16 protein-coding genes, 1 other RNA gene and 1 pseudogene are annotated in these 21,159 nt (G+C 55.5%); 12 read left to right on the forward strand and 6 right to left on the reverse strand.

The window, feature by feature from the left end:
* Positions 1-7: 7 nt before the first annotated feature.
* The 12 genes and pseudogenes from wecB to rfbC all read left to right on the forward strand — a co-directional run bounded on the left by wecB (position 8) and on the right by rfbC (position 15,539).
* Complete coding sequence (gene wecB, locus AB1Z25_RS20945) at positions 8-1,141, forward strand: non-hydrolyzing UDP-N-acetylglucosamine 2-epimerase (RefSeq protein WP_486636086.1); 1,134 nt, start codon at positions 8-10, stop codon at positions 1,139-1,141.
* An 8-nt stretch (positions 1,142-1,149) separates the two neighbouring features.
* Positions 1,150-2,520, forward strand: a complete 1,371-nt coding sequence (gene wecC / locus AB1Z25_RS20950; protein WP_486636087.1) for a UDP-N-acetyl-D-mannosamine dehydrogenase — start codon at positions 1,150-1,152, stop codon at positions 2,518-2,520.
* Complete coding sequence (locus tag AB1Z25_RS20955; RefSeq protein ID WP_486636088.1) at positions 2,510-5,209, forward strand: glycosyltransferase family protein; 2,700 nt, start codon at positions 2,510-2,512, stop codon at positions 5,207-5,209. The genes wecC and AB1Z25_RS20955 overlap by 11 nt, the downstream gene beginning before the upstream one ends.
* Before the next feature lie 172 nt (positions 5,210-5,381).
* A complete protein-coding gene (locus AB1Z25_RS20960) occupies positions 5,382-5,822 on the forward strand; it encodes a hypothetical protein (RefSeq protein ID WP_486636089.1) in 441 nt (146 codons plus the stop codon).
* A gap of 339 nt (positions 5,823-6,161) precedes the next feature.
* Positions 6,162-7,613: a glycosyltransferase family 2 protein gene (locus tag AB1Z25_RS20965; protein ID WP_227105612.1), complete on the forward strand. Its 1,452-nt coding sequence runs from the start codon at positions 6,162-6,164 to the stop codon at positions 7,611-7,613.
* Positions 7,614-7,643: 30 nt separating this feature from the next.
* The gene (gene galU, locus AB1Z25_RS20970) at positions 7,644-8,516 is read left to right on the forward strand and encodes a UTP--glucose-1-phosphate uridylyltransferase GalU (protein WP_227105613.1); all 873 of its coding nucleotides are present in this window, start codon (positions 7,644-7,646) and stop codon (positions 8,514-8,516) included.
* Positions 8,513-10,552, forward strand: a complete 2,040-nt coding sequence (locus AB1Z25_RS20975; protein WP_486636090.1) for a capsular polysaccharide biosynthesis protein — start codon at positions 8,513-8,515, stop codon at positions 10,550-10,552. Before galU ends, AB1Z25_RS20975 begins: the two co-directional genes overlap by 4 nt.
* 13 nt (positions 10,553-10,565) lie before the next feature.
* Positions 10,566-11,810, forward strand: a complete 1,245-nt coding sequence (locus AB1Z25_RS20980) for a capsule biosynthesis protein (protein ID WP_486636091.1) — start codon at positions 10,566-10,568, stop codon at positions 11,808-11,810.
* A 426-nt stretch (positions 11,811-12,236) separates the two neighbouring features.
* Positions 12,237-13,298, forward strand: coding sequence for a dTDP-glucose 4,6-dehydratase (gene rfbB, locus AB1Z25_RS20985; RefSeq protein ID WP_227105619.1), 1,062 nt, complete (start codon positions 12,237-12,239; stop codon positions 13,296-13,298).
* A complete protein-coding gene (gene rfbD, locus AB1Z25_RS20990) occupies positions 13,291-14,217 on the forward strand; it encodes a dTDP-4-dehydrorhamnose reductase (protein ID WP_486636092.1) in 927 nt (308 codons plus the stop codon). The genes rfbB and rfbD overlap by 8 nt, the downstream gene beginning before the upstream one ends.
* Positions 14,214-14,977: pseudogene (locus tag AB1Z25_RS20995) on the forward strand (sugar phosphate nucleotidyltransferase). Before rfbD ends, AB1Z25_RS20995 begins: the two are co-directional and overlap by 4 nt.
* 16 nt (positions 14,978-14,993) lie before the next feature.
* The gene (gene rfbC / locus AB1Z25_RS21000) at positions 14,994-15,539 is read left to right on the forward strand and encodes a dTDP-4-dehydrorhamnose 3,5-epimerase (protein ID WP_486636093.1); all 546 of its coding nucleotides are present in this window, start codon (positions 14,994-14,996) and stop codon (positions 15,537-15,539) included.
* A 69-nt stretch (positions 15,540-15,608) separates the two neighbouring features.
* Here rfbC and purD read toward each other — a convergent pair whose 3' ends face one another.
* The 6 genes from purD to rnpB form a co-directional block, all read right to left on the reverse strand.
* Positions 15,609-16,886, reverse strand: a complete 1,278-nt coding sequence (gene purD, locus AB1Z25_RS21005) for a phosphoribosylamine--glycine ligase (RefSeq protein ID WP_107801027.1) — start codon at positions 16,884-16,886, stop codon at positions 15,609-15,611.
* Positions 16,887-16,939: 53 nt separating this feature from the next.
* Positions 16,940-17,500: a lipid IV(A) palmitoyltransferase PagP gene (gene pagP, locus AB1Z25_RS21010; RefSeq protein WP_486636094.1), complete on the reverse strand. Its 561-nt coding sequence runs from the start codon at positions 17,498-17,500 to the stop codon at positions 16,940-16,942.
* 65 nt (positions 17,501-17,565) lie between these two features.
* Positions 17,566-19,143 (reverse strand): bifunctional phosphoribosylaminoimidazolecarboxamide formyltransferase/IMP cyclohydrolase, encoded by a 1,578-nt coding sequence (gene purH / locus AB1Z25_RS21015; protein WP_107801029.1) that lies wholly within the window; start codon positions 19,141-19,143, stop codon positions 17,566-17,568.
* A 73-nt stretch (positions 19,144-19,216) separates the two neighbouring features.
* Positions 19,217-19,453: a DNA-binding transcriptional regulator Fis gene (gene fis, locus AB1Z25_RS21020; protein WP_019100932.1), complete on the reverse strand. Its 237-nt coding sequence runs from the start codon at positions 19,451-19,453 to the stop codon at positions 19,217-19,219.
* Positions 19,454-19,483: 30 nt separating this feature from the next.
* Positions 19,484-20,527: a tRNA dihydrouridine synthase DusB gene (dusB, locus tag AB1Z25_RS21025; protein ID WP_107801030.1), complete on the reverse strand. Its 1,044-nt coding sequence runs from the start codon at positions 20,525-20,527 to the stop codon at positions 19,484-19,486.
* 128 nt (positions 20,528-20,655) lie between these two features.
* Positions 20,656-21,119: RNase P RNA component class A (gene rnpB, locus AB1Z25_RS21030), an RNA gene on the reverse strand.
* Positions 21,120-21,159: the final 40 nt, after the last annotated feature.

The raw sequence follows: 21,159 nt of genomic DNA on the forward strand, positions 1-21,159 counted from the left end.
GAACATCATGCGTGTTTTAACTATATTCGGCACTCGACCCGAAGCTATCAAAATGGCTCCTCTCGTTCAAGCACTGGCACGCAGCACCCAAATCGAGGCAAAAGTCTGTGTCACCGCTCAACATAGACAGATGCTGGATCAGGTACTTGAGCTATTCGATATTGCACCGGATTATGATCTGGACATCATGCGTCCAGGACAAAATCTACAAAGCATCACCACGGATATCATCACTAGACTCTCACCAGTACTTGACTCACTCCAACCCGACTATGTGCTGGTGCATGGCGATACCACCACTACGCTGGCTGCAGCTCAGGCCTCCTTCTACAAACAAATCCGCGTCTGCCATGTAGAGGCGGGGTTGCGCACTGGCAATATCCTCTCGCCATGGCCGGAAGAAGGCAACCGCCGCATCACCGGAGCGCTGGCCGCTTATCATTTTGCCCCGACGCTGAACGCCTATGACAATTTGCGCAGTGAGAACATCCCCTCTGACAAAATTCTTATTACCGGCAACACAGTCATTGATGCACTGCTGATAGCCATAGATAAGCTTGAAAATAATAGTAACTTACGTAACAGCGTGCACAAGCAATTTCCCTTCTTGGATAAAGGTAAACGCACAGTACTAGTGACAGCGCACCGACGTGAGAACTTTGGCGATGGCATTCTCAATATCTGCGAGGCCATAAAGCAATTGTCTAAAAAATATCCAGAAATCGATTTTGCTTACCCGGTGCACCCCAATCCAAATATCAAACAACCGGTAGAACAAAACCTCTCTAATCTAAACAATGTGCAGCTTATTCCCCCATTAGACTATCTACCCTTTGTCTATCTAATGTCCCGCTCCACGCTAATCCTGACAGATTCAGGAGGCATTCAAGAAGAAGCACCGTCGCTGGGTAAACCTGTACTCGTCATGCGGGATACGACTGAACGCCCGGAAGCGGTTGCCGCAGGTACTGCACGTTTAGTCGGCACTGATCCTCAACAAATTCTGCATGCTTGTAGCGAACTACTTGATCAGCCATTGCAGTACCAAAAAATGGCTCAAGCCCATAACCCCTATGGCGACGGTCAATCCAGTTCTCGCATTATCGATTTCCTCTTAAAAAACCATCAACACAACCTTTGAGACCACACATGATCAATAAAACCATTTCAGTTATAGGCTTAGGTTATATCGGGCTACCTACCGCTGCTATTTTTGCCGCCCAAAAAACTAAAGTCATTGGCATCGACATCAATCAACATACTGTCGACACTATCAATCAAGGCCGAATTCATATTGTAGAACCCGGTCTGGACAGCATTGTCCATACGGCCGTCACCGCAGGCTACTTGCGGGCATCCACGCAGCCAGAACCCGCTGATGCATTTTTAATCGCGGTGCCAACTCCATTTAAAGAAGATTACAAGCCAGATCTTTCTTACATTCAGGCCGCAGCAAAAAGCATTGCCAATGTGTTGAAACGAGGCGATTTGATTATTTTGGAGTCTACATCTCCCGTAGGTACAACAGAGAAGATGGCGGAATGGTTAAAGCAATGGCGGGAAGATTTAAAATTCGCTAATGCGAAATCAGAAGATTGCGATGTTTATATTGCCTATTGCCCAGAGCGAATATTGCCAGGTCAAGTTATTCGCGAACTAGTTGAAAACGATAGACTTATAGGCGGCATCAATAATATCTCAACACAGAAAGCCAAAGATATCTACAAAATATTTGTCAAAGGAGAGTTAATACCCACCAATGTGCGTACTGCAGAAATGGCAAAACTAACTGAGAACGCATATCGCGATGTTAATATTGCATTCGCCAATGAATTATCTTTAATTTGCGACAAACTGGACATCAATGTCTGGGAGTTGATTAGAGTTGCCAACCACCATCCGCGAGTCAATATTCTACAACCCGGCCCTGGTGTCGGTGGACACTGTATCGCTGTCGACCCTTGGTTTATCGTTCACAGCGCATTTGAACAAACCCGCCTGATCCGCTCTGCACGAGAAATCAATGACAGCAAGCCATTCTGGGTGATCCAACAAGTAAATCAAGCTATAGAAAATTTAAACCAACAAGGCATGTCCAAGAAAGACATCAAAATTACGTGTTTAGGTCTAGCTTTCAAGCCTGATATTGATGATCTACGCGGCAGTCCTGCACTCGACATCACTCTTGGTTTAGCCCAGCTTTACCCTGGCCAGATTCTTGCCGTCGAGCCCAATATTGAACACGTACCCACACAAATTCACGCCTCAGCGATTCCACTCGTCACATTAGAAACAGCTATTGCAAAATCTCACATACTAGTTTTTCTTGTGGCTCATAAAGATTTTAATCAGTCAACAAACATCCAGTCTGAAAGACCAATAAATCAACTAATTATTGATACTGTTGGTGCATACAATCGTCAACCATGTCGATTGGTATCGACAAATAAATCGAAGACGCAACACAACCTCCCCCTTCCAAAAATCACGCTGCCCGAAACTTTAAGTCATGAACATTAAAAAAACGCTGCAGGATAAAAACCTAAAGAGTGTCGTAAGAAAGTACGACGAAATACTTACGACCATTTTCGCCACCATCACAAAAAAAGTCGGAAGTAATATTTTTTCCGAGATAAATAGTTCATTTTTTTCATTTAATAAGAACACTCAGCTTACTCAATGGTCTGTCTCAGACACAACTCAAGCACACCTAATTAAAAATGTTGCTAGCGGTAATGATGAAATAATTGTAGAGGTCAAGACAGAGTCGGGAAAGAGCATCTACATCTATACTGATGCGGGATTCCTCGACTTACCACCTAAAGAGAAGAAATGGGCGGTTGAAACTAAGAAAACCTATCAAGTACATATACACTGTAAGTACGGCTCCAAGCGTCCATCCTGTGCAGTGTTTATAATTTTTTATGATGAAAAAATGAGAATTGGACACAAATACCAACTCATTTACAACAACCTTAACAAGGTTGAGTTTCAGCCCCCCGAAGAGACTAAAAGCTTCCGTCTCGCAATCAAACTCTCAGGAGAAGGATGCGTAACGATCAGAAAACCTTCCATGTGGATATCTCAGGAACCTGCATTGCCTGAAACAACCTTTGATGACACTGATCCAATAAATCAAATTAGTAAACAGGTCGAGTGGAAACTACAAACTATTCAAGAGTTACTCGCGGATGTCCCGCAAGGAGTCGAAGAGAAAGACAAGTATGAAGAACTGCTTACTAACAAACTTGCAAAAGCACTATATGAAAAAGAAAAACTAGCCTCCTCATTTCAATACCACCTTGGAAAGACGGTTGCGCAAATGGTAAGCGGCTCGTGGCACGATTTTTTCCTCACACCCAAACGTTTGATAAAAATTAGGGCGGCAAAGAAAAAAGGAAAGCTCCAAGCAAAACCATTCAACGACGAATTAAAGGCCAAACTTCTTGAAAGTGTTGGAATTATTTATTCAGGCAGGCGACGCGACAATGTCTCTTGGCCAGAGTTTGAAGCCAAAGGCCATAAACGCAATCAGCACCTCAACGTTGTATGTATTACCGATAAATTTACTTTTGACTGTTTCCATTACGAGGCCAACTTTATTCCTTTGACCAAAAGTCATTGGAGAGATGAAATTGACAATAACTCTCCGACAATGTTTTTTATTGAATCCGCCTGGAATGGAAACGATGGTGAGTGGATATACTCTATGTCGAGCTTTCAGGGAAAGCATGGAGACCCACTACGAGCCGTTATTCAATATTGCAAAATAAAAAATATTCCCGTGGTTTTTTGGAATAAAGAAGACCCTACTAACTACGATATATTTATTGATGTTGCTGCCGAATGTGACTACATTTTCACTACCGACTCAAATTTAATTGAAATCTATAAATTACGAGTGGGTCACAATCGCGTCTATCCACTCGCTTTTGCTGCTCAACCAGCCCTTCATAATCCAATCCGAAATAAGAAACTTCCAATATACGATATTTGTTTTGCTGGTAGTTGGTATAACAATGGCCATGACACTCGTAGAATACAGACAGAAATAATTCTCGATGGCATTTTGGACCGCCAGCTTCACATCTATGATCGCATGCTATATGCGACAAAACATCGAGAGTCTCGCATCTTCCCGATAAAGTACCAGCCTTTTATCGTGGGATCATTAGACTATGCGCAAATGATAACGGCCTATCGCCAGTATAAGGTCTTTCTGAATATTAATACGATACAAGATTCTCCAACCATGTTTTCACGCCGGGTATTTGAAATCTTGGCTTGTGGCACATCAATTATCTCTACTCCATCTAAGGGTATTGATGAGATGCTGGCTGGTCATGTAAAAATTGTCAACTCACAAGAACAAACCGCCGAGACCGTGAAATTTTTACTAAGTTCAGACCTTGAGCGTGAGGCAATGAATCATCAAGCAACTAGGCACTGTCTACAAAAACATACTTATGCGAAGAGATTCGCAGATATTGCTTATAGATTAAAACTCCCCGTTGAACAGGTCGAAGTCGACAAAGTCAGCACTATCATGTGCACTAACCGTCTACAAAATATAAAAATAATGATAGAGAATTACTGTAGGCAGCTTCATAAAAACAAAGAACTGATCATCATTCTGAATAATGATCAGTTCAATATTGGCCAAGTAAAAAACCAGGTTTCCCATCTTAAAAACACTCAGGTATTTCAATTACCACAAGAAAAAACTCTTGGCGAATGTTTGAATTTTGGCATTTACAAAGCCTCTGGGGATTATATTGCTAAAATGGATGATGATGATTTGTATGGCCCACATTACCTTACGGATAGTTTGATTGCACTTAATTACAGTGGCGCCGATATAGTTGGAAAACACACTTATTGGTATTTTGTTGAAGCAGCTCGTAGCATGGGAATAAAAAATAAAGGTCATGACAACATATATACTGACTTTATTTCTGGAGGCACTCTGATCATTAGAAGACACATCTTCAATACCGTACGCTTCCATGCCAAGAACCGCGGCGAGGACACTAATTTCCTTAGAGAGTGCAAAGAGAATGGTTTTCTTATTTATTCTTCTGACAAATACAATTTCATCCAAATGCGTCACAAGCCAACCACGCATACATGGTCAATTTCTGATGAAGAATATCTAAAAAATTGCACGCCTATATTCAACCACCTAAATACAGATGCTTCATTTATATGAACAAAATTCATGCAACCTATTAACACATCAAAAAAACCAGTTGCATTTCTGTAAAATAAATTCCAAGCATGATTTAAATTATCACTCGTGAGAGAGTCATTATTCAGCGTAAGTTATTATTTATTCTAAATGTAAAAATTACTTATCAATCACCAATCAGCAGTGAGGCCATATGATTTACTATGCCATACCTCTTAGATCAAAACACACATCCAACAATTGGAATAATGTATGTAGCCAACTAAAGTCCACCATAGAGTCTATTCATATATCAGGTGGAGAGTACTCCATAATTATTGCTGGGCATGAAAAGCCTGAATTCCTAGAAGACATAGCAGAAAACATATCTTTCATACAAGCCACCATCCCCATTCCAGAAAATCAACAAGGATATATGCTGGACAAAATGTCAAAGAAAACATTAGCCAAGAATAAAATATTATCGACAGCCAAACCTGGTGATCTTTTTATGTTTTTTGATGCTGACGATTTAGTTGCAAAATCTTTCTATACGGACATATCAAAAACATTCAATGAAAACCCCGCCATTGATGACATCGCCTTATACTCTGGGTATGTTTTTGATTACAACAGAAAAAAATATCCCATTTAGACGGTAAGTCGAAAATATTTTATAAAAACTGTGGAAGTTGTTTTATTTCTAAAATATCCGAGCTAGATATAATTGAATTCGATAGCGATAATTCATTTTTCTCATCATTGAAAGACCATACAAAATTCCCAACCTCATCAATAGCTTACGGCCGGAGCTTTGTAGCGTTGAAAGCCCCCATCACTTGTTACATTGTCAATCACGGATCAAATGACTCTGCGGAAAGAGTTGGAACAAAAGAAATTGAATTGTTTGTAGATCAGCACATATGCAAAGATAATTTTTTACTGGAAAATTTTCGCTCCCAATTTTCCAATGAATTATTCTAGATAAGAATATATGCTTCACTTTATTTGGCACTTCAATAAAAATCACTTCGTAAAAGCCCTGTCCTCTCTTCCATCCACTCAAAACTGGGCACTGACAAATTGTAAGCTATGGGCATTTTATCAATTGGGGGCCTACCTGACAGTTTCTCAAGCCGTATCCCACAAACTGGGTTGGCGTGGGGTGTTTGCTAAAACAGTGTCGTTAGCTGCCTGCGGCCAAATGGCAATGGCACGGCAGATGTTGAAACGATTCCGCCAGCAAGCTTGCTGGCGACAACACGACATTGCTCTGGCCGATGCGCTTTTACCATTCTTGCCAGAAGAGGCACTATCCTTGTTAAAAAACAGCCCGGCTCCCCCCTCCACTTTATTAGCCGCAGCCCTATTACGGAACGGCAAAACTATGGAGGCTCAACACCTGCTTCGGAACCAGTCGCAACACTCCCTGCAACAAGAACCTGAACTATATCTATTGCTCACTAATGCAGACGGAGGAACACCCCTAGACCAACTGCATCGGCTCAATGCCTTTCTAGCCGCGTATGAGGTACCCCGATTGTGGCTACTCGATACGTCACAGCCACCTTCTATACTGAACGTGACGGTTCTCCATGCTAGTACTTCGGTCATCGGTCCATTGGTCTCTGTGCTTATGACAACATTCCGGACGGGTACCCGCGCACTGGCAGCTATCGAATCCGTATTAGCGCAAAGTTATCGGAATTTGGAATTAATCGTGGTGGATGATGCCAGCGACGATCAAACGCCAGACCTGCTTACTGCTATTGCCAAGCGCGATACACGAGTACAAGTGATTCGCTTACCGAAGAATGTCGGTACCTATATTGCCAAGCGCATCGGCTTGGAACGCGCCAAAGGCGAGTTTGTCACTTGCCACGACTCGGATGACTGGATGCATCCGGAAAGAATTGCCCGACAGGTGACTCCATTATTGGCGGATAGCCGGCTTATCTGCACAACCTCCAACTGGGTACGCATTCAGGACGATGGCGTATTTTATGCCCGCCCTGTGCATCCACTCATGCGCCTCAATCCGGCTTCCCCACTGTTTCGGCGTGAGCGAGTTTTGTATGCAACGGGACCATGGGACTGTGTCCGAACAGGAGCGGACAGCGAGTTTCTGGCTCGACTACGTGTGGTGTTCGGTACCAAAGCGATCAAGAAAATCCGCCAACCATTGACGTTAGGCTGCCACCGCCCAAATTCACTGATGACCGCAAGCGATACCGGGTATTCAGATACCGCCATATCTCCACAGCGGCTCGCTTACTGGGAGGCTTGGTCCAACTGGCATCTCGAAATGCTCTCACGCAAACAAGTGCCCAGAATCAATGCAGACATTATCACTGCATTACAGCAGAGGCCCTTTTCCGCGCCAAGCAAAATTCTTGTAGAACCAAACGACGCGCTACAAAGCTTGTCAACCCTGCGCTCACAGTAACTTAATTTTTGATAACATCCGGATACTCTCATGACACGCAGAATTAAAAAGGCTGTTTTCCCCGTAGCCGGCATGGGTACGCGGTTTTTACCGGCCACCAAGGCCAGCCCCAAGGAAATGCTGCCAATTGTCGACAAGCCTCTGATTCAATACGCGGTGGAGGAGGCGATTGCAGCCGGCATGACTGAGCTCATTTTCATCACCGGCCGCAACAAGCGGAGCATCGAAGACCATTTCGACAAAGCTTACGAGCTGGAAACCGAACTGGAGCTGCGCAACAAACACAAACTTTTGCCACTGGCGCAAGGCATCCTGCCACCGCATGTCTCCTGTCTATATATCCGTCAAGCCGAAGCGCTGGGACTAGGGCATGCCGTATTGTGTGCCCAGCCAGCGGTAGGCAATGAACCATTTGCCGTGATTCTGGCTGATGATCTGATAGACAGTGAGCCTGGTGCCTTGGCGCAAATGGTAAAGCTATATGAACAGCAGCCCACTTCTATCCTAGGAGTGGAAAACGTGCCGCGCGAAGCCACCCGCTCTTACGGTATTGTGGAAACATCCATGCAGGATGAGAACGTGCAACGTATCACCAGCATTGTGGAGAAGCCTCACCCCTCCGTAGCGCCTTCCACGCTGGCCGTAGTGGGGCGCTATATCCTGACACCAGGTGTTTTTGACAGACTTAGGCATTTGAAACCCGGAGTAGGCGGTGAAATTCAACTGACCGATGGCATTGCGGCCCTCATTAAGGATGAACCAGTACTGGCACTTCCACTACAAGGCATTCGCTATGACTGCGGCTCCAAACTGGGTTATCTGCAAGCGACTGTAAAATTTGGCTTAAAACACCCTGAAACGCATCAAGCATTCTCCGCTTTTTTGGCGGAAAACCTGCGGTGACAATTGCCGTTCTTTCACATGGCATTGCCCGTATTCCTCATCTGCAGGAGTTGACCGGTCTGCCGGTCTGCCATCGCCGCTGGCCGCTGCTACTCCCAACTAGCCCTCTGACAGCCGTGGTCGGTTGGGGCTTGCGCCCATCCGCTCGTCGCGCCCGCGCCTTTGCGCTACAGCGCGGCCTGCCTTATATCGCACTGGAGGATGGCTTTCTGCGCTCGCTCGGCCTAGGCGTCAACGGCGAGCCGCCTCTGTCTCTGCTGATAGACGAGATAGGCATCTACTATGACGCTGGCCATTCATCACAGTTGGAACGGCTAATTGCTTCGACATCGCTATCCCCATCCGAGCAACTGGACGCTCAATGCGGCCTGAAACGGATGCGCCGTGACCGGCTCTCCAAATACAACCACGCCCCAGCCCTTGCCTTGCCCCCCAAAAACGGCCGCCCACGCGTATTAGTGCTGGATCAAACGACAGGCGATGTATCCGTCCAGTTGGGCGGCGCGGACGCGCTCACTTTCCAAGCCATGCTGGAAGCCGCCTGCCGCGAACACCCCACAGCGGAAATCTGGGTAAAGACGCATCCCGACGTGGTGGCCGGCAAGAAACGAGGCTATCTACCGCACCCGCCTCCCGGCATCCGCTCGATCGCAGAAGACGCCTGTCCCCAATCACTGCTGGCCCAGGTTGACGTGGTGTACACCGCCACCTCCCACATGGGCTTCGAAGCCTTGATCGCCGGCTGCCGGGTCGTCTGTTTCGGCATGCCCTGGTATGCGGGCTGGGGGCTGACCGATGACCGCCATCCTGAGATGTCCACGCTAAAACGGCGCCGACACGGCCGCCGAACCTTGGAAGAGTTGTTTCACGCCGCCTATCTGCAATACGCCCGCTATATTCATCCGGAAACCGGCGAAGCTGGCACCTTCTTCGATGTGGCGGAGTGGATTCATTTAAACCGAAGCTTGCGCCGGCAGACCAGCGGCGTACTGTGGTGCATGGGCATGAGTTGGTGGAAACGCGCGGTGGTGTGGCCCTTTCTGAAACAGCCCGGCAACCAGATCCGTTTCATCTCCAGACCAGACCGATTGCCGCCGCGGCTGCCTCCAGACAGCAAGCTGGTAGCCTGGGGCATGGCGCGGGACGCCGCCGCTCTGGCGGCACGGCGCGGCCTGCCCTTGCTCAGAATGGAAGACGGATTCATCCGTTCTCTCGGGTTGGGCTCCGATTTGCAGCCGCCCTTATCCGTGGTGGTGGACGACGCCGGCCTCTATTACGCGCCGACGCCCTCCTCTCGCCTGGAACAGCTGCTCGGCGAACTCGAACCGGAGCCTCTGCAGATTCTCCGTGCCCAGCGCCTCAGGCTGCGGCTGCTGGAACAGGGAATCAGCAAATACAATGTGGGCGCCGCGTTTGAGCTCTCCACCGAGGCCGCAGGAAAAACCATTGTCCTGATTCCCGGCCAAGTGGAAGACGACGCCTCCCTCCGCGAAGCTTCCCCCTGGCTCACAGACAATCTATCGCTGTTGCGCGAAGTGCGCCGGCGGCGTCCTCATGCCTGGCTGATCTACAAGCCCCACCCCGATGTCGCCTCCGGCAACCGGCGCGGAGCCATCCCCGATCAGGAAACGGCCCGCTTGGCGGACCAAGTGGCGGCCAGGGCCGACATCCTGGCCTGCCTGGCCGTCGCGGACGAAGTCCACACCATGACCTCCCTGACAGGCTTCGAAGCCCTGCTGCGCGGCAAGCCGGTGCATTGCTACGGCATGCCTTTCTATGCCGGCTGGGGCCTGACCCAAGACCTAAGACCCTTGCCCCATAGGCAACGCCGGCTCACTCTCGAGCAGTTGGTCTATGGAACGCTGATTGCCTACCCTCGTTATGTGATTCCGGGTCAGCCGGGCTTTGCCAGAGCCGAAGCCGTGGTAGAACACCTGTGGCGGCGCAAGCAGTCACTCGGACCCGCTCAAACCCGCTCGCACTGGCTGGCGAGACAGTGGCGCAAGGGCCTGGGCCTGCTGCGCACGCTGCTTTGAGCTCGCGCCCGTCATGCTCGCCGCTCAAGCCCTGCTCTCCCATCAACGCCTGCTGCTCTTGCAAGGGCCGATGGGCCATTTCTTCAATCAACTGGCCAGTTGGTTGAATCGCCACGGCGCGCACGTGGCCAAGATTAATTTCAACGGCGGGGACCGGCTATATCACCGGCATCTGGACGCCACCGACTACCGCGGGCGGCTGGAGGATTTCCCCCCCTGGCTACAGGCGTTTTTACGGGCCCAGCGTATCGACGCCGTCGTCTGCTTCGGCGATTGCCGCCGCTACCACAGCCTAGCGGCCCGGGTCTGCAAGGAACAGGCCATAGCCTTCTACGCCTTCGAGGAAGGTTATCTGCGCCCCGACTACATCACGCTGGAACAGGACGGGGTCAACGCCCACTCCCGCTTGGCCGCCAATCCGGCCGCGATGCTGCGATACGAAGCCAGCCAGCCGCCGGCCCCCACGCCCACCAGAGCGTCTTTTCGCCGGATGGCCTTCGACGCCGCCCGCTACTATGTTGCAGGCTGGTGTTGGCGCGCGCGCTACCCGCATTATCGGCATCACAAGGACTTCTCCCCTTTTCGCGAATGCTTCTTCTGGCTGCGCGCCGGCTGGCGCAAAGCGCTGTATCAGGCCTTGGAGCACAGACTGCGTCGCCATATCCTGCGCGAATGGGACCAACGCTATTTTCTGGTTCCCTTGCAGGTCTTCAACGACAGCCAGGTATTGCACCATAGCCCTTACTCGGATGTGCGCGAATTCATCGCGGAGGTGATCTTTTCTTTTGCCCAACACGCCCCGCAACATACGGCTCTGGTGTTGAAACACCATCCGCTGGATCGGGGCCATAGAAACTATTCGGCCTATATAGCCAGGCTGGCCAGACAAAACCGTATCGCGTCCCGCGTGTACTATATGCACGACGGTCATTTGCCCAGCTTGCTGAAACATAGCCTGGGCGTCGTCACCATCAATAGCACCGTAGGCTTGTCCGCCTTGCATCACGACAAGCCCCTGATCACCTTGGGGCGGGCGCTACACGATATTCCCGGCCTGACTTGCCAAACCGGGCTGCATCAATTCTGGAGCCGGCCGCCGCCGCCTCAGGCTTGGCTGTACCGGAAACTGCGCTCCTATCTCGTCAAACATACCCAACTGAACGGCGCTTACTTTGGCTATTCGCCTTGGCTGGAGCAAACATTGCTCTTGAGCCGCGCTCAGCGCCGCTTAAACCCGAAGCCCGATAGCGCTAGCTAAGCGCAGTTCTCTGCGGCGGCGGCTATTGGGACGCGTGAGATAAAGGTACATCGCTTACGCCACTGAGCATCCCACAGCCTTTCCGTCCGCAATGCTCCCGCTCAAGCAATAATGAGCAAACTCTCAAGTTACGTGTTGAACTCTCGAAGATTTAAACTCAAAATCAGAGGCTCAGTTTCATGCTTGGGTAAGTCCATCGTGGAGACGCTACCCTAAGAAGCGGTTCAAAGTCTGCAATGCTTCAGTGGAACAGTTGGCCAGAGGCGTTGGAAACGGCTTTGAAATGCTGATGTACCTACGCGTGCATTCCGCTTTTTCAGCGGTTTTCGCCTTGCCTCGCTCTGGCTCGCGAGACTTTGAACAGGCCCTAGGCATAGAGGCCTACTGTACTAAATTTTGAGCACGCAGCAACACTGAAAGAACAATATGAGCATTTTGGTCACTGGCGGCGCCGGCTTCATCGGCGGCAATTTCGTGCTGGACTGGCTGGCGCAGAGCGATGAGCGCATCATCAATCTCGACGCGCTGACCTACGCCGGCAATCTCGACACCCTGAAAACCCTGGGACAGGACCCGCGCCATGTCTTCGTGCGCGGCGACATCGGCGACCGCGCGCTGCTCGACGCCCTGCTGGCCGAACACCAGCCGCGCGCGGTGCTCAATTTCGCCGCGGAAAGCCATGTCGACCGCTCCATCCACGGACCGGGCGACTTCATCCAGACCAATGTGGTGGGCACCTTCAATCTGCTGGAGAGCGTGCGCGGCTACTGGACAGGGCTGGCGGACGCGGACCGCGCCGCCTTCCGCCTGCTGCACGTCTCCACCGACGAAGTCTACGGCACGCTGGGACCCGACGACGCGCCCTTCTCCGAGCGCCACCGCTATGAGCCCAACAGTCCCTACTCGGCGTCCAAGGCCGCGTCCGACCACCTGGTGCGCGCCTGGCACCACACTTACGGCCTGCCGGTGCTGACCACCAATTGCAGCAACAACTACGGCCCCTATCACTTCCCGGAGAAGCTGATTCCGCTGGTGATCCTCAACGCCCTGGCCGGCAAGCCCCTGCCCATCTACGGCGACGGCAGCCAGGTGCGCGACTGGCTCTACGTCAAAGACCATTGCAGCGCCATCCGCCGCGTGCTGGAAGCCGGCGTGCCCGGCGAAACCTATAATGTCGGCGGCTGGAACGAGAAAACCAATCTGGACGTGGTCAAAACGATCTGCGCGCTGCTGGACGAGTTGGCGCCTCAAGCCGACCCGGCGCGCCGCTACGCCGAACAGATCGCCTTCGTCGCCGACCGCCCCGGCCACGACCGCCGCTACGCGATAGACGCGCGCAAGCTGGAGCGCGAATTGGGCTGGAAACCGCAGGAAACCTTCGACAGCGGCATCCGCAAAACCGTGGCCTGGTATCTGCAACATCAGGACTGGGTCGCCAACGTCAGCAGCGGCGCTTATCGCGACTGGGTGAACCAGCACTATGGCTGAGCGCTCACCCACCATTCTGCTGACCGGGGTCAACGGCCAGCTCGGCCATCGGTTGCGGACCGCGCTGACGCCGCTGGGCGAGGTCGTCGCGCTCAGCCGGGCCGAACTGGACCTGAGCCGGGCAGACAGCATCCGCCAGGCGCTGGAACGCCACCAGCCCGACATCATCGTCAATCCCGCCGCCTACACCGCGGTGGACCGCGCCGAGAGCGAGGCGGAACAGGCGCATGCGGTCAACGCCGCCGCGCCGGCGCTGCTGGCGCAATGGGCGGCTCAGCACCAGGCGCTCTTGCTGCACTACTCCACCGACTACGTATTCGACGGCGCCGGCGAACAGCCCTGGCGCGAGGACGACCCGGCGCGGCCGCGCTCGGTCTACGGCCAAAGCAAATGGGCGGGCGAGGAGGCGGTGCGCGCCGCCGCGCCGCGGCACTTGATTCTGCGCACCAGCTGGGTGTTCGGCGCCCATGGCGGCAACTTTCTGAAGACCATTCTGCGCCTGGCGCAGGAGCGCGACAGCCTGAAGGTGGTGGCGGATCAGATCGGCGCGCCCACCTCCACCGCCTTGATCGCCGACGTCACCGTGGCCCTGCTGCGCGACTATCTGCGCGACCCGGCCGGCTTCGCCTACGGCAGCTACCACCTGGCGGCGCAGGGCGAAACCAGCTGGCACGGCTACGCCCGCTTCCTGGTGGCCGAGGCCGGCAGACTGGGCTATGCGCTGCGGCTGTCTCCGGCCGACATCGAGCCGATCACCACCGCCGACTATCCATTGCCGGCGCCCCGCCCCGCCAACTCCCGGCTGGACTGCGCCAAGCTGCGGCAGACCTTCGGCCTTGCGCTGCCGCACTGGGAAAGCGGCGTCAAACAAGTGCTGGCCGAACTTAGCGCCCAGCCGCAACAGAAAGACATTCAATGACTCAGGCACGCAAAGGCATCATCCTGGCCGGCAGCTCCGGCACCCGGCTGTACCCGGCCACCATTTCCGTCAGCAAACAATTGCCGCCCATCTACGACAAACCGATGATCTACTATCCGCTGACCACGCTGATGCTGGCCGGCATCCGCGAGATCCTGATCATCTCCACCCACAGCACACGCCTCGCGTCGAACAGCTGCTGGGTGACAACATCTATTACGGCCACGACTTTTCCGCCTTGCTGCAGGACGACAACGCCAAGCGCAGCGGCGCCAGCGTGTTCGCCTACCGCGCCAACGACCCAGAACGCTACGGCGTGGTGGCCTTCGACGCCGACGGCAAGGCGCAGTCCATCGAGGAAACGCCGGCGCAACCCAAGTCCAATTACGCGGTGACCGGCCTGTACTTCTACGACGAGCAGGTGGTGGACATCGCCAAGGCGATCAAGCCCTCGCCGTGCGGCGGACTGGAGATCACCGACGTCAACAACGTCTATTTGCAACAGGGCCAGCTCTCGGTGCAGACCATGGGCCGCGGCTACGCCTGGCTGGACACCGGCACCCATGAATCCATGCTGGAAGCCAGCCAGTTCATCGCCACCATAGAAAACCGTCAGGGCCTGAAAGTGGCCTGCCCGGAGGAAGTGGCCTACCGCTCCGGCTGGATAGGCGACGAGCAGGTACGCCGACTGGCCAAACCGCTGCAGAAGACCGGCTACGGCCGCTATCTGCTGGCGATGCTGGATCAGCCGGTCTATTGATCTTGACGAGCGATACATGAACATCATCGACACCAGCATTCCCGACGTCAAAATCATCGAACCTGCCGTATTCGGCGACGAACGCGGCTTCTTTTTCGAAAGTTTCAATCAACAGCGTTTCGAAGCCGCCGTCGGCTGCCCCGCGCCCTTCGTCCAGGACAATCACAGCCGCTCCACCAAGGACGTGCTGCGCGGCCTGCACTATCAGCTGGCGCCACACGCCCAGGGCAAGCTGGTGCGGGTGATCGCCGGCGAAGTCTTCGACGTCGCCGTCGACATCCGCCCCGGCTCCGCCAGTTTCGGCCAATGGGTGGGCACCTACCTGTCCGCCGCCAATAAACGTCAGCTCTGGGTGCCGCCCGGTTTCGCTCACGGCTTCCTTACCCTGTCGGACAGCGCCGAGTTCCTGTACAACACCACCGACTATTGGTTCAAGGAGCTGGAGCGTTCCATCGCCTGGAACGATCCGGAGCTGGCCATTGCCTGGCCGCTGGACGGCGAGCCGCAACTGTCGGCCAAGGACGGTGCCGCGCCCGGCCTGCGCCAGGCCGAACTGGGCTGAGCCGGAACCAAGCCCGAAAATGAAAACAGCGCCGCTTGCGGCGCTGTTTCTCTATCAAGCGGCAAGACGCTAATGTTTGCGGCCGATAGCGCGCGCGCCGATGTCGCGGCGCATCTGCTTGCCGGCGAACTGAATCTGGTCGGCCAGCACGTAAGCCTTGCCCTGCGCCATTTTGACGCTGTCGCCCAGGCCCACCGCGCACAACACGCGGCCGCCGTTGCTGCGCAGCTGCTTGTCCGCGTCCAGGCTGACGCCGGCGTGGAACACCATGCCGTCCTCGCTCTCCGGCGGCAGGCCGCTGATCAGATCGCCCTTGCGCGGCGCTTCCGGATAGCCTTCGGCCGCCAGCACCACGCCCAAGGCCACGCGCCGGTCCCATTCCGCCTCCACCTGGTTCAGGCGGCCGTTGACGCCGGCTTCCAGCAACACGGTGAAGTCCGACTTCAGACGCGCCATGATGGGCTGGGTTTCCGGATCGCCGAAGCGGCAGTTGAACTCGATGGTGTAAGGATTGCCCTGCGCGTCTATCATCAGCCCGGCGTAGAGGAAGCCGGTATAGCTGTGGCCGTCCTTCTTCATGCCCAGCACCGTGGGCAGGATGATTTCGCGCATCACCCGGTTGTGCACCGCCGGCGTCACTACCGGCGCCGGGCTGTAGGCGCCCATGCCGCCGGTGTTCGGGCCCTGATCCTGATCCAGCAAGCGCTTGTGGTCCTGGCTGGTGGCCATCGGCAACACGTGGTCGCCGTCCACCATCACGATGAAGCTGGCCTCCTCGCCCTGCAGGAAGTCCTCGATCACCACGCGCGCGCCGGCGCTGCCCATCTTGTTGCCCACCAGCATATCGTCGATGGCGGCGTGCGCCTCGTCCAGCGTCAGCGCCACCACCACGCCCTTGCCGGCGGCCAGGCCGTCGGCCTTGATCACGATGGGCGCGCCCTTGGCGTCGACATAGGCATGGGCGGCGGCGGCGTCGCTAAAGGTTTCGTACGCGGCGGTGGGAATACCGTGGCGCTTCATGAAGGCCTTGGCGAAATCCTTGGAGCTTTCCAGCTGCGCGCAATACTGGGTGGGGCCGAAGATTCGCAGCCCTTCGGCGCGGAAGGCGTCGACCACGCCGGCCGCCAGCGGCGCTTCCGGGCCCACCACCGTCAGTTCGATCTTCTCCTGCTTGGCGAAAGCCACCCACTCCGCCACGCTGCCGAGCTCGACGTTGGTCAGATTGGGGTCCAGCGCGGTGCCGGCGTTGCCGGGCGCGACGAAGACCTTGGATACCCGGCGCGACTTGGCGATGCGCCAGGCCAGCGCGTGCTCGCGTCCGCCGGAGCCGATAACCAGTACTTTCATGTTCGATGCTCCACTCGTTTTTACGGCGCGTCGCAACGCGCCGGATTCTTCACTCAGCCCAACTGCCAACGCAGCCAGGCGAACAAGACATTGCCGTTATTGTGCCCGCCCGGGATATAAGTGGCCTGCAAGGCCAGGCGGCGGTATTCCACCGACACCAGCGGCAGCACCGCCGGCAAGGGCGCGTAGCTGTAGTCCGAGCGCGCGGTGACGCCGGCGGTAAAGCCCGCGCCCAAGCGCCAGCCGTCCAATGGGCGCCATACTTTCTGGAAGGCGTAGCCGACGAAGGGCTCGACATCCTTGTGCGAATCCAGGAAGGCCATCGCGTACACCGCGTGCCAGTCGCCGTCGGCGTCGTAGCGATAACGTCCCGCGCCCAAGCCCCACGGCCGTTCGTTGAATTGCCGGATCTTCTCTCTATCGTAGAAGGCGCGGTTGTGCCACGTCACCGCCGGCACGTACAACTCGTACTGGTCGGAACGCCAGGTCGCCTCGATATTGGCGCGGCCGCGTTGCCAGAAACCTTGCGGCTCGGCGGCCGTCTCTTCGGCCTGCGCCGCCAGGCTGGCGGACGCCAACAAGCCGGCGCCCAGCCAACAAACAATTGCTCTCATCGGAAAAACAACAAATCCATGTAAAGAAGCCGGCATGCCGGCCTCCTCCGGTTAATCGGAACCGCTCAGTGGCGGAAGTGACGCACCCCGGTCAGCACCATCGCGATGCCGTGCTCGTCGGCGGCGGCGAACACTTCTTCGTCGCGCATCGAACCGCCCGGCTGAATGATGGCCTTGATCCCCTGCTCGGCGATCACGTCGATGCCGTCGCGGAAGGGGAAGAAGGCGTCGGACGACGCCACCGCGCCCTGCAGGCTCAAGCCGGCGTCGGCCGCCTTGCGCGCGGCGATGCGGGTGGAATCGACGCGGCTCATCTGGCCGGCGCCGATACCGGCAGTCTGACCATTTTTACAGAAAACAATTGCATTCGACTTCACATATTTGGCCACGCGCCAGGCGAACAGCAGATCGGACAGCTCCTGCGGCGTCGGTTGACGCTGGGTCACCACGCGTAATTCGTCCAGGCCCACATTGCGGATGTCCGGCGTCTGCACCAGCACGCCGCCGCCGACGCGCTTCAGTTCGAAGCGGTTGGCGCCGATCTCCAGCGGGATTTCCAGCACGCGCACATTCTTCTTGGCGGCGATCACGGCCTTGGCTTCCTCGGTGAAAGCCGGCGCGATTAACACTTCCAGGAACTGGCCGGTCACCGCTTCCACCGTGGCGGCGTCCACCGGGCGGTTGAAGGCGATGATGCCGCCGAAGGCGCTGGTGGTGTCGGTGGCGAAAGCCAGCCGGTAGGCGCTCAAGGTGTCGCCCGCCACCGCCACGCCGCAGGGGTTGGCGTGCTTGACGATGACGCAGGCGGTGTCGTCGAAGGTCTTCACCGCCTCCCAGGCGGCGTCGGCGTCGGCGATGTTGTTATAGGACAGTTCCTTGCCCTGCAGCTGACGGTAATTGGCGATGGAGCCGGCGGCCGGGTCCAGATCGCGATAGAAGGCGGCCGCCTGGTGCGGGTTCTCGCCGTAGCGCATGTCCTGCACTTTGACGAACTGGGCGTTGAGGCGCTTGGGGAAGGCCACGCGTTCCGGCTTGCCCGCCAGCGCGCCGTCGGCCAGGCTGGTCAGGTAGTTGGAAATCGCGCCGTCGTAGGCCGCGGTGTGGGTGAAGGCCTTCTTGGCCAATTCGAAGCGGGTGGCCTTGGACAGCGCGCCGCCGTTGGCGCGCATCTCCTCCGCCAGCGCCGCGTAATCGGCGGCGTCGGTGACGATGGCCACGTGCGCCCAGTTCTTGGCGGCGGAACGCACCATGGTCGGGCCGCCGATGTCGATGTTCTCGATCGCGTCTTCCAGTTCGCAGTCCGGATTGGCGATGGTGGCTTCGAACGGGTAGAGGTTGACGCAAACCAGATCGATGTTGCCGATCTCATGCTCGGCCATCTTGGCCACATGCTCCGGCAGGTCGCGGCGGCCCAGGATGCCGCCATGCACTTTCGGATGCAGGGTCTTGACCCGGCCGTCCAGCATTTCCGGGAAGCCGGTGTAGTCGGACACCTCGGTCACCGGCACGCCGGCGTCGGCCAGCAGTTTGGCGGTGCCGCCTGTGGACAGGATGTGCACCCCTTGGGAAGCCAGGGCCTGGGCGAATTCCAGAATGCCGCTCTTGTCGGAGACGCTGATCAGCGCGCGTTCGATTTTGCTCATGGTTCTCTACCGCGTTAACTAAAAAGGAACACAAAAAAAACCGGCCACCCTATTCGGTATGGCCGGTTTGTCTTCATATCAAATCATAAGACTTCATCTTTTTACGCAGGGTGTTGCGGTTCAATCCCAGCAACTCCGCCGCCCGGGTCTGATTGCCCTGGGTGTGTATCAGCACCACCTCGAGCAATGGCTTTTCCACGCAAGCCAACACCATGTCGTAGATGGCGGAGGGGTTCTCGCCATCCAGGTCCCTGAAATACTGTTCCATCGCCAGCCGCACCGACTGCGAGATATGGTCATTGTTCTGCATGGTTATTATTCTGTCCAAGTCTGATTGGAATTAGCCATCCACCACCGTCTCCGAGTCGTGGTCCAACGCTTCCCCAGCGCCATCCAAATACACCAGCCGTTCAGAGTCCCCGGCCAAACGGTCGAAATAGGCCGCCACGGCCAAGCGCTGCTCCGCCGTGGACTCGAGTTGGTACATCTGCTGGCGGAACGCGTTGCCGCCCTGCAGTCCCTTGGTGTACCAGGCGATGTGCTTGCGGGCGATGCGGCAGCCCGAATATTCGCCGTAAAACTGGTATAGCTCATCCAGATGCCCCAGCAAGAGCTGGCGGATCTCGCTCACTTCCGGCGGCGGCAGGCATTCGCCGCTCTCCAGAAAATGCTGGATTTCGCGGAAAATCCACGGCCTGCCCTGGGCCGCCCGTCCTATCATGATGGCATCGGCGCCGGTATGTTCCAGCACCCACTGTGCTTTCTGCGGGGTATCGATGTCGCCGTTGGCGATCAGCGGAATCCGGATCTGCCGCTTCACCTCGCGTATCGTGTCGTACTCGGCCGCGCCGCGATACATGTCCTCGCGAGTGCGGCCGTGCAAGGCCAGCGCGGCGATGCCGCAATCCTCGGCCAGCTTGGCCACCCGCAGCGCGTTGCGGTGTTCCGGGCTCCAGCCGGTGCGCGTCTTCAGCGTCACCGGCACGTCCACCGCCTTGACCACCGCTTCCAGGATGCGTCCCACCAGCGCCTCGTCGCGCAGCAAGGCCGAGCCGGCGGCCACATTGCACACCTTCTTGGCCGGACAGCCCATATTGATGTCGATGATCTGCGCGCCGCGCTCCACGTTGAGCCGCGCCGCCTCGGCCATCTGCGCCGGATCGGAGCCGGCGATCTGCACCGAGATCGGCTCCACCTCGCCGGCGTGGTCGGCGCGACGCAAGGTCTTGGCCGTGGTCCACAGCGCCTTGTTGGAGGTGATCATTTCCGATACCGCCATGCCGGCGCCCAATTGCTTGCACAGCATGCGGAACGGTCTATCCGTCACCCCGGCCATGGGCGCCACGATCAGCCGGTTTTTCAATGTGTACGAACCAATGCGCATGCTTGCGAAACTCTGGGATAGCTGACTGAAGGGCCGGTATTGTAAAGCTTTTTCCCAGGAACGTGGATTTTTTTTGCTTATTTTTTGAGCAAACCCCATAGCGTCAAGCCATGGGGTCGCGGGGATGAGGTGGAAGTTGGCCGATAAGCCGGGTCTTGTCGTTGGACAGTCATTCCTCTAGGCCTGCCGTTACCGACAGGCTCAAGCGACCTACCCGGGGATATACGCGAGCAACGTCAATTCCCCCTATTTGGTCTTGCTCCGGATGGGGTTTTGCCTGCCGTCCGTGTTACCACGTCCGCGGTGCGCTCTTACCGCAGAATAGGGCACCACACCCTATCTGTCCGACCGGGCTCTCGCCCGGCCAGTACACCTTTTCACCCTTGCCTGATCCGTCTCGCCGCTTGCGCGGCGAAATCAAGAGTCCACGTCCTTGCGGACGCTTCCTCCGGCCATCGGCGGTTCAGCTCTCTGCGCCACTTTCCATCGCCTCACGACGTCCGGCCATTAACCGGCATCCTGCTCTGCGGAGCCCGGACTTTCCTCCCCGTCCGTTCTTGCGAACGAACGCAGCGACTGTCTGGCCAACTTCCGGCCGCCATTCTACCCGATTCCGCCCCGGCCGGCCCGAC

It is taken from the genome of Chromobacterium sp. HL1, assembly GCF_057418835.1.

Bases quoted from the DNA above. Each gene is read 5' to 3' on its own strand.
- purD (WP_107801027.1), bottom strand. From the start codon at position 16,886: ATGAAAGTACTGGTTATCGGCTCCGGCGGACGCGAGCACGCGCTGGCC.
- AB1Z25_RS20980 (WP_486636091.1), top strand. From the start codon at position 10,566: ATGCTCGCCGCTCAAGCCCTGCTCTCCCATCAACGCCTGCTGCTCTTG.
- AB1Z25_RS20955 (WP_486636088.1), top strand. From the start codon at position 2,510: ATGAACATTAAAAAAACGCTGCAGGATAAAAACCTAAAGAGTGTCGTA.
- dusB (WP_107801030.1), bottom strand. From the start codon at position 20,527: ATGCGCATTGGTTCGTACACATTGAAAAACCGGCTGATCGTGGCGCCC.
- rfbD (WP_486636092.1), top strand. From the start codon at position 13,291: ATGGCTGAGCGCTCACCCACCATTCTGCTGACCGGGGTCAACGGCCAG.
- rfbB (WP_227105619.1), top strand. From the start codon at position 12,237: ATGAGCATTTTGGTCACTGGCGGCGCCGGCTTCATCGGCGGCAATTTC.
- wecC (WP_486636087.1), top strand. From the start codon at position 1,150: ATGATCAATAAAACCATTTCAGTTATAGGCTTAGGTTATATCGGGCTA.
- AB1Z25_RS20960 (WP_486636089.1), top strand. From the start codon at position 5,382: ATGATTTACTATGCCATACCTCTTAGATCAAAACACACATCCAACAAT.
- galU (WP_227105613.1), top strand. From the start codon at position 7,644: ATGACACGCAGAATTAAAAAGGCTGTTTTCCCCGTAGCCGGCATGGGT.
- AB1Z25_RS20965 (WP_227105612.1), top strand. From the start codon at position 6,162: ATGCTTCACTTTATTTGGCACTTCAATAAAAATCACTTCGTAAAAGCC.
- pagP (WP_486636094.1), bottom strand. From the start codon at position 17,500: ATGAGAGCAATTGTTTGTTGGCTGGGCGCCGGCTTGTTGGCGTCCGCC.
- wecB (WP_486636086.1), top strand. From the start codon at position 8: ATGCGTGTTTTAACTATATTCGGCACTCGACCCGAAGCTATCAAAATG.
- purH (WP_107801029.1), bottom strand. From the start codon at position 19,143: ATGAGCAAAATCGAACGCGCGCTGATCAGCGTCTCCGACAAGAGCGGC.
- rfbC (WP_486636093.1), top strand. From the start codon at position 14,994: ATGAACATCATCGACACCAGCATTCCCGACGTCAAAATCATCGAACCT.
- fis (WP_019100932.1), bottom strand. From the start codon at position 19,453: ATGCAGAACAATGACCATATCTCGCAGTCGGTGCGGCTGGCGATGGAA.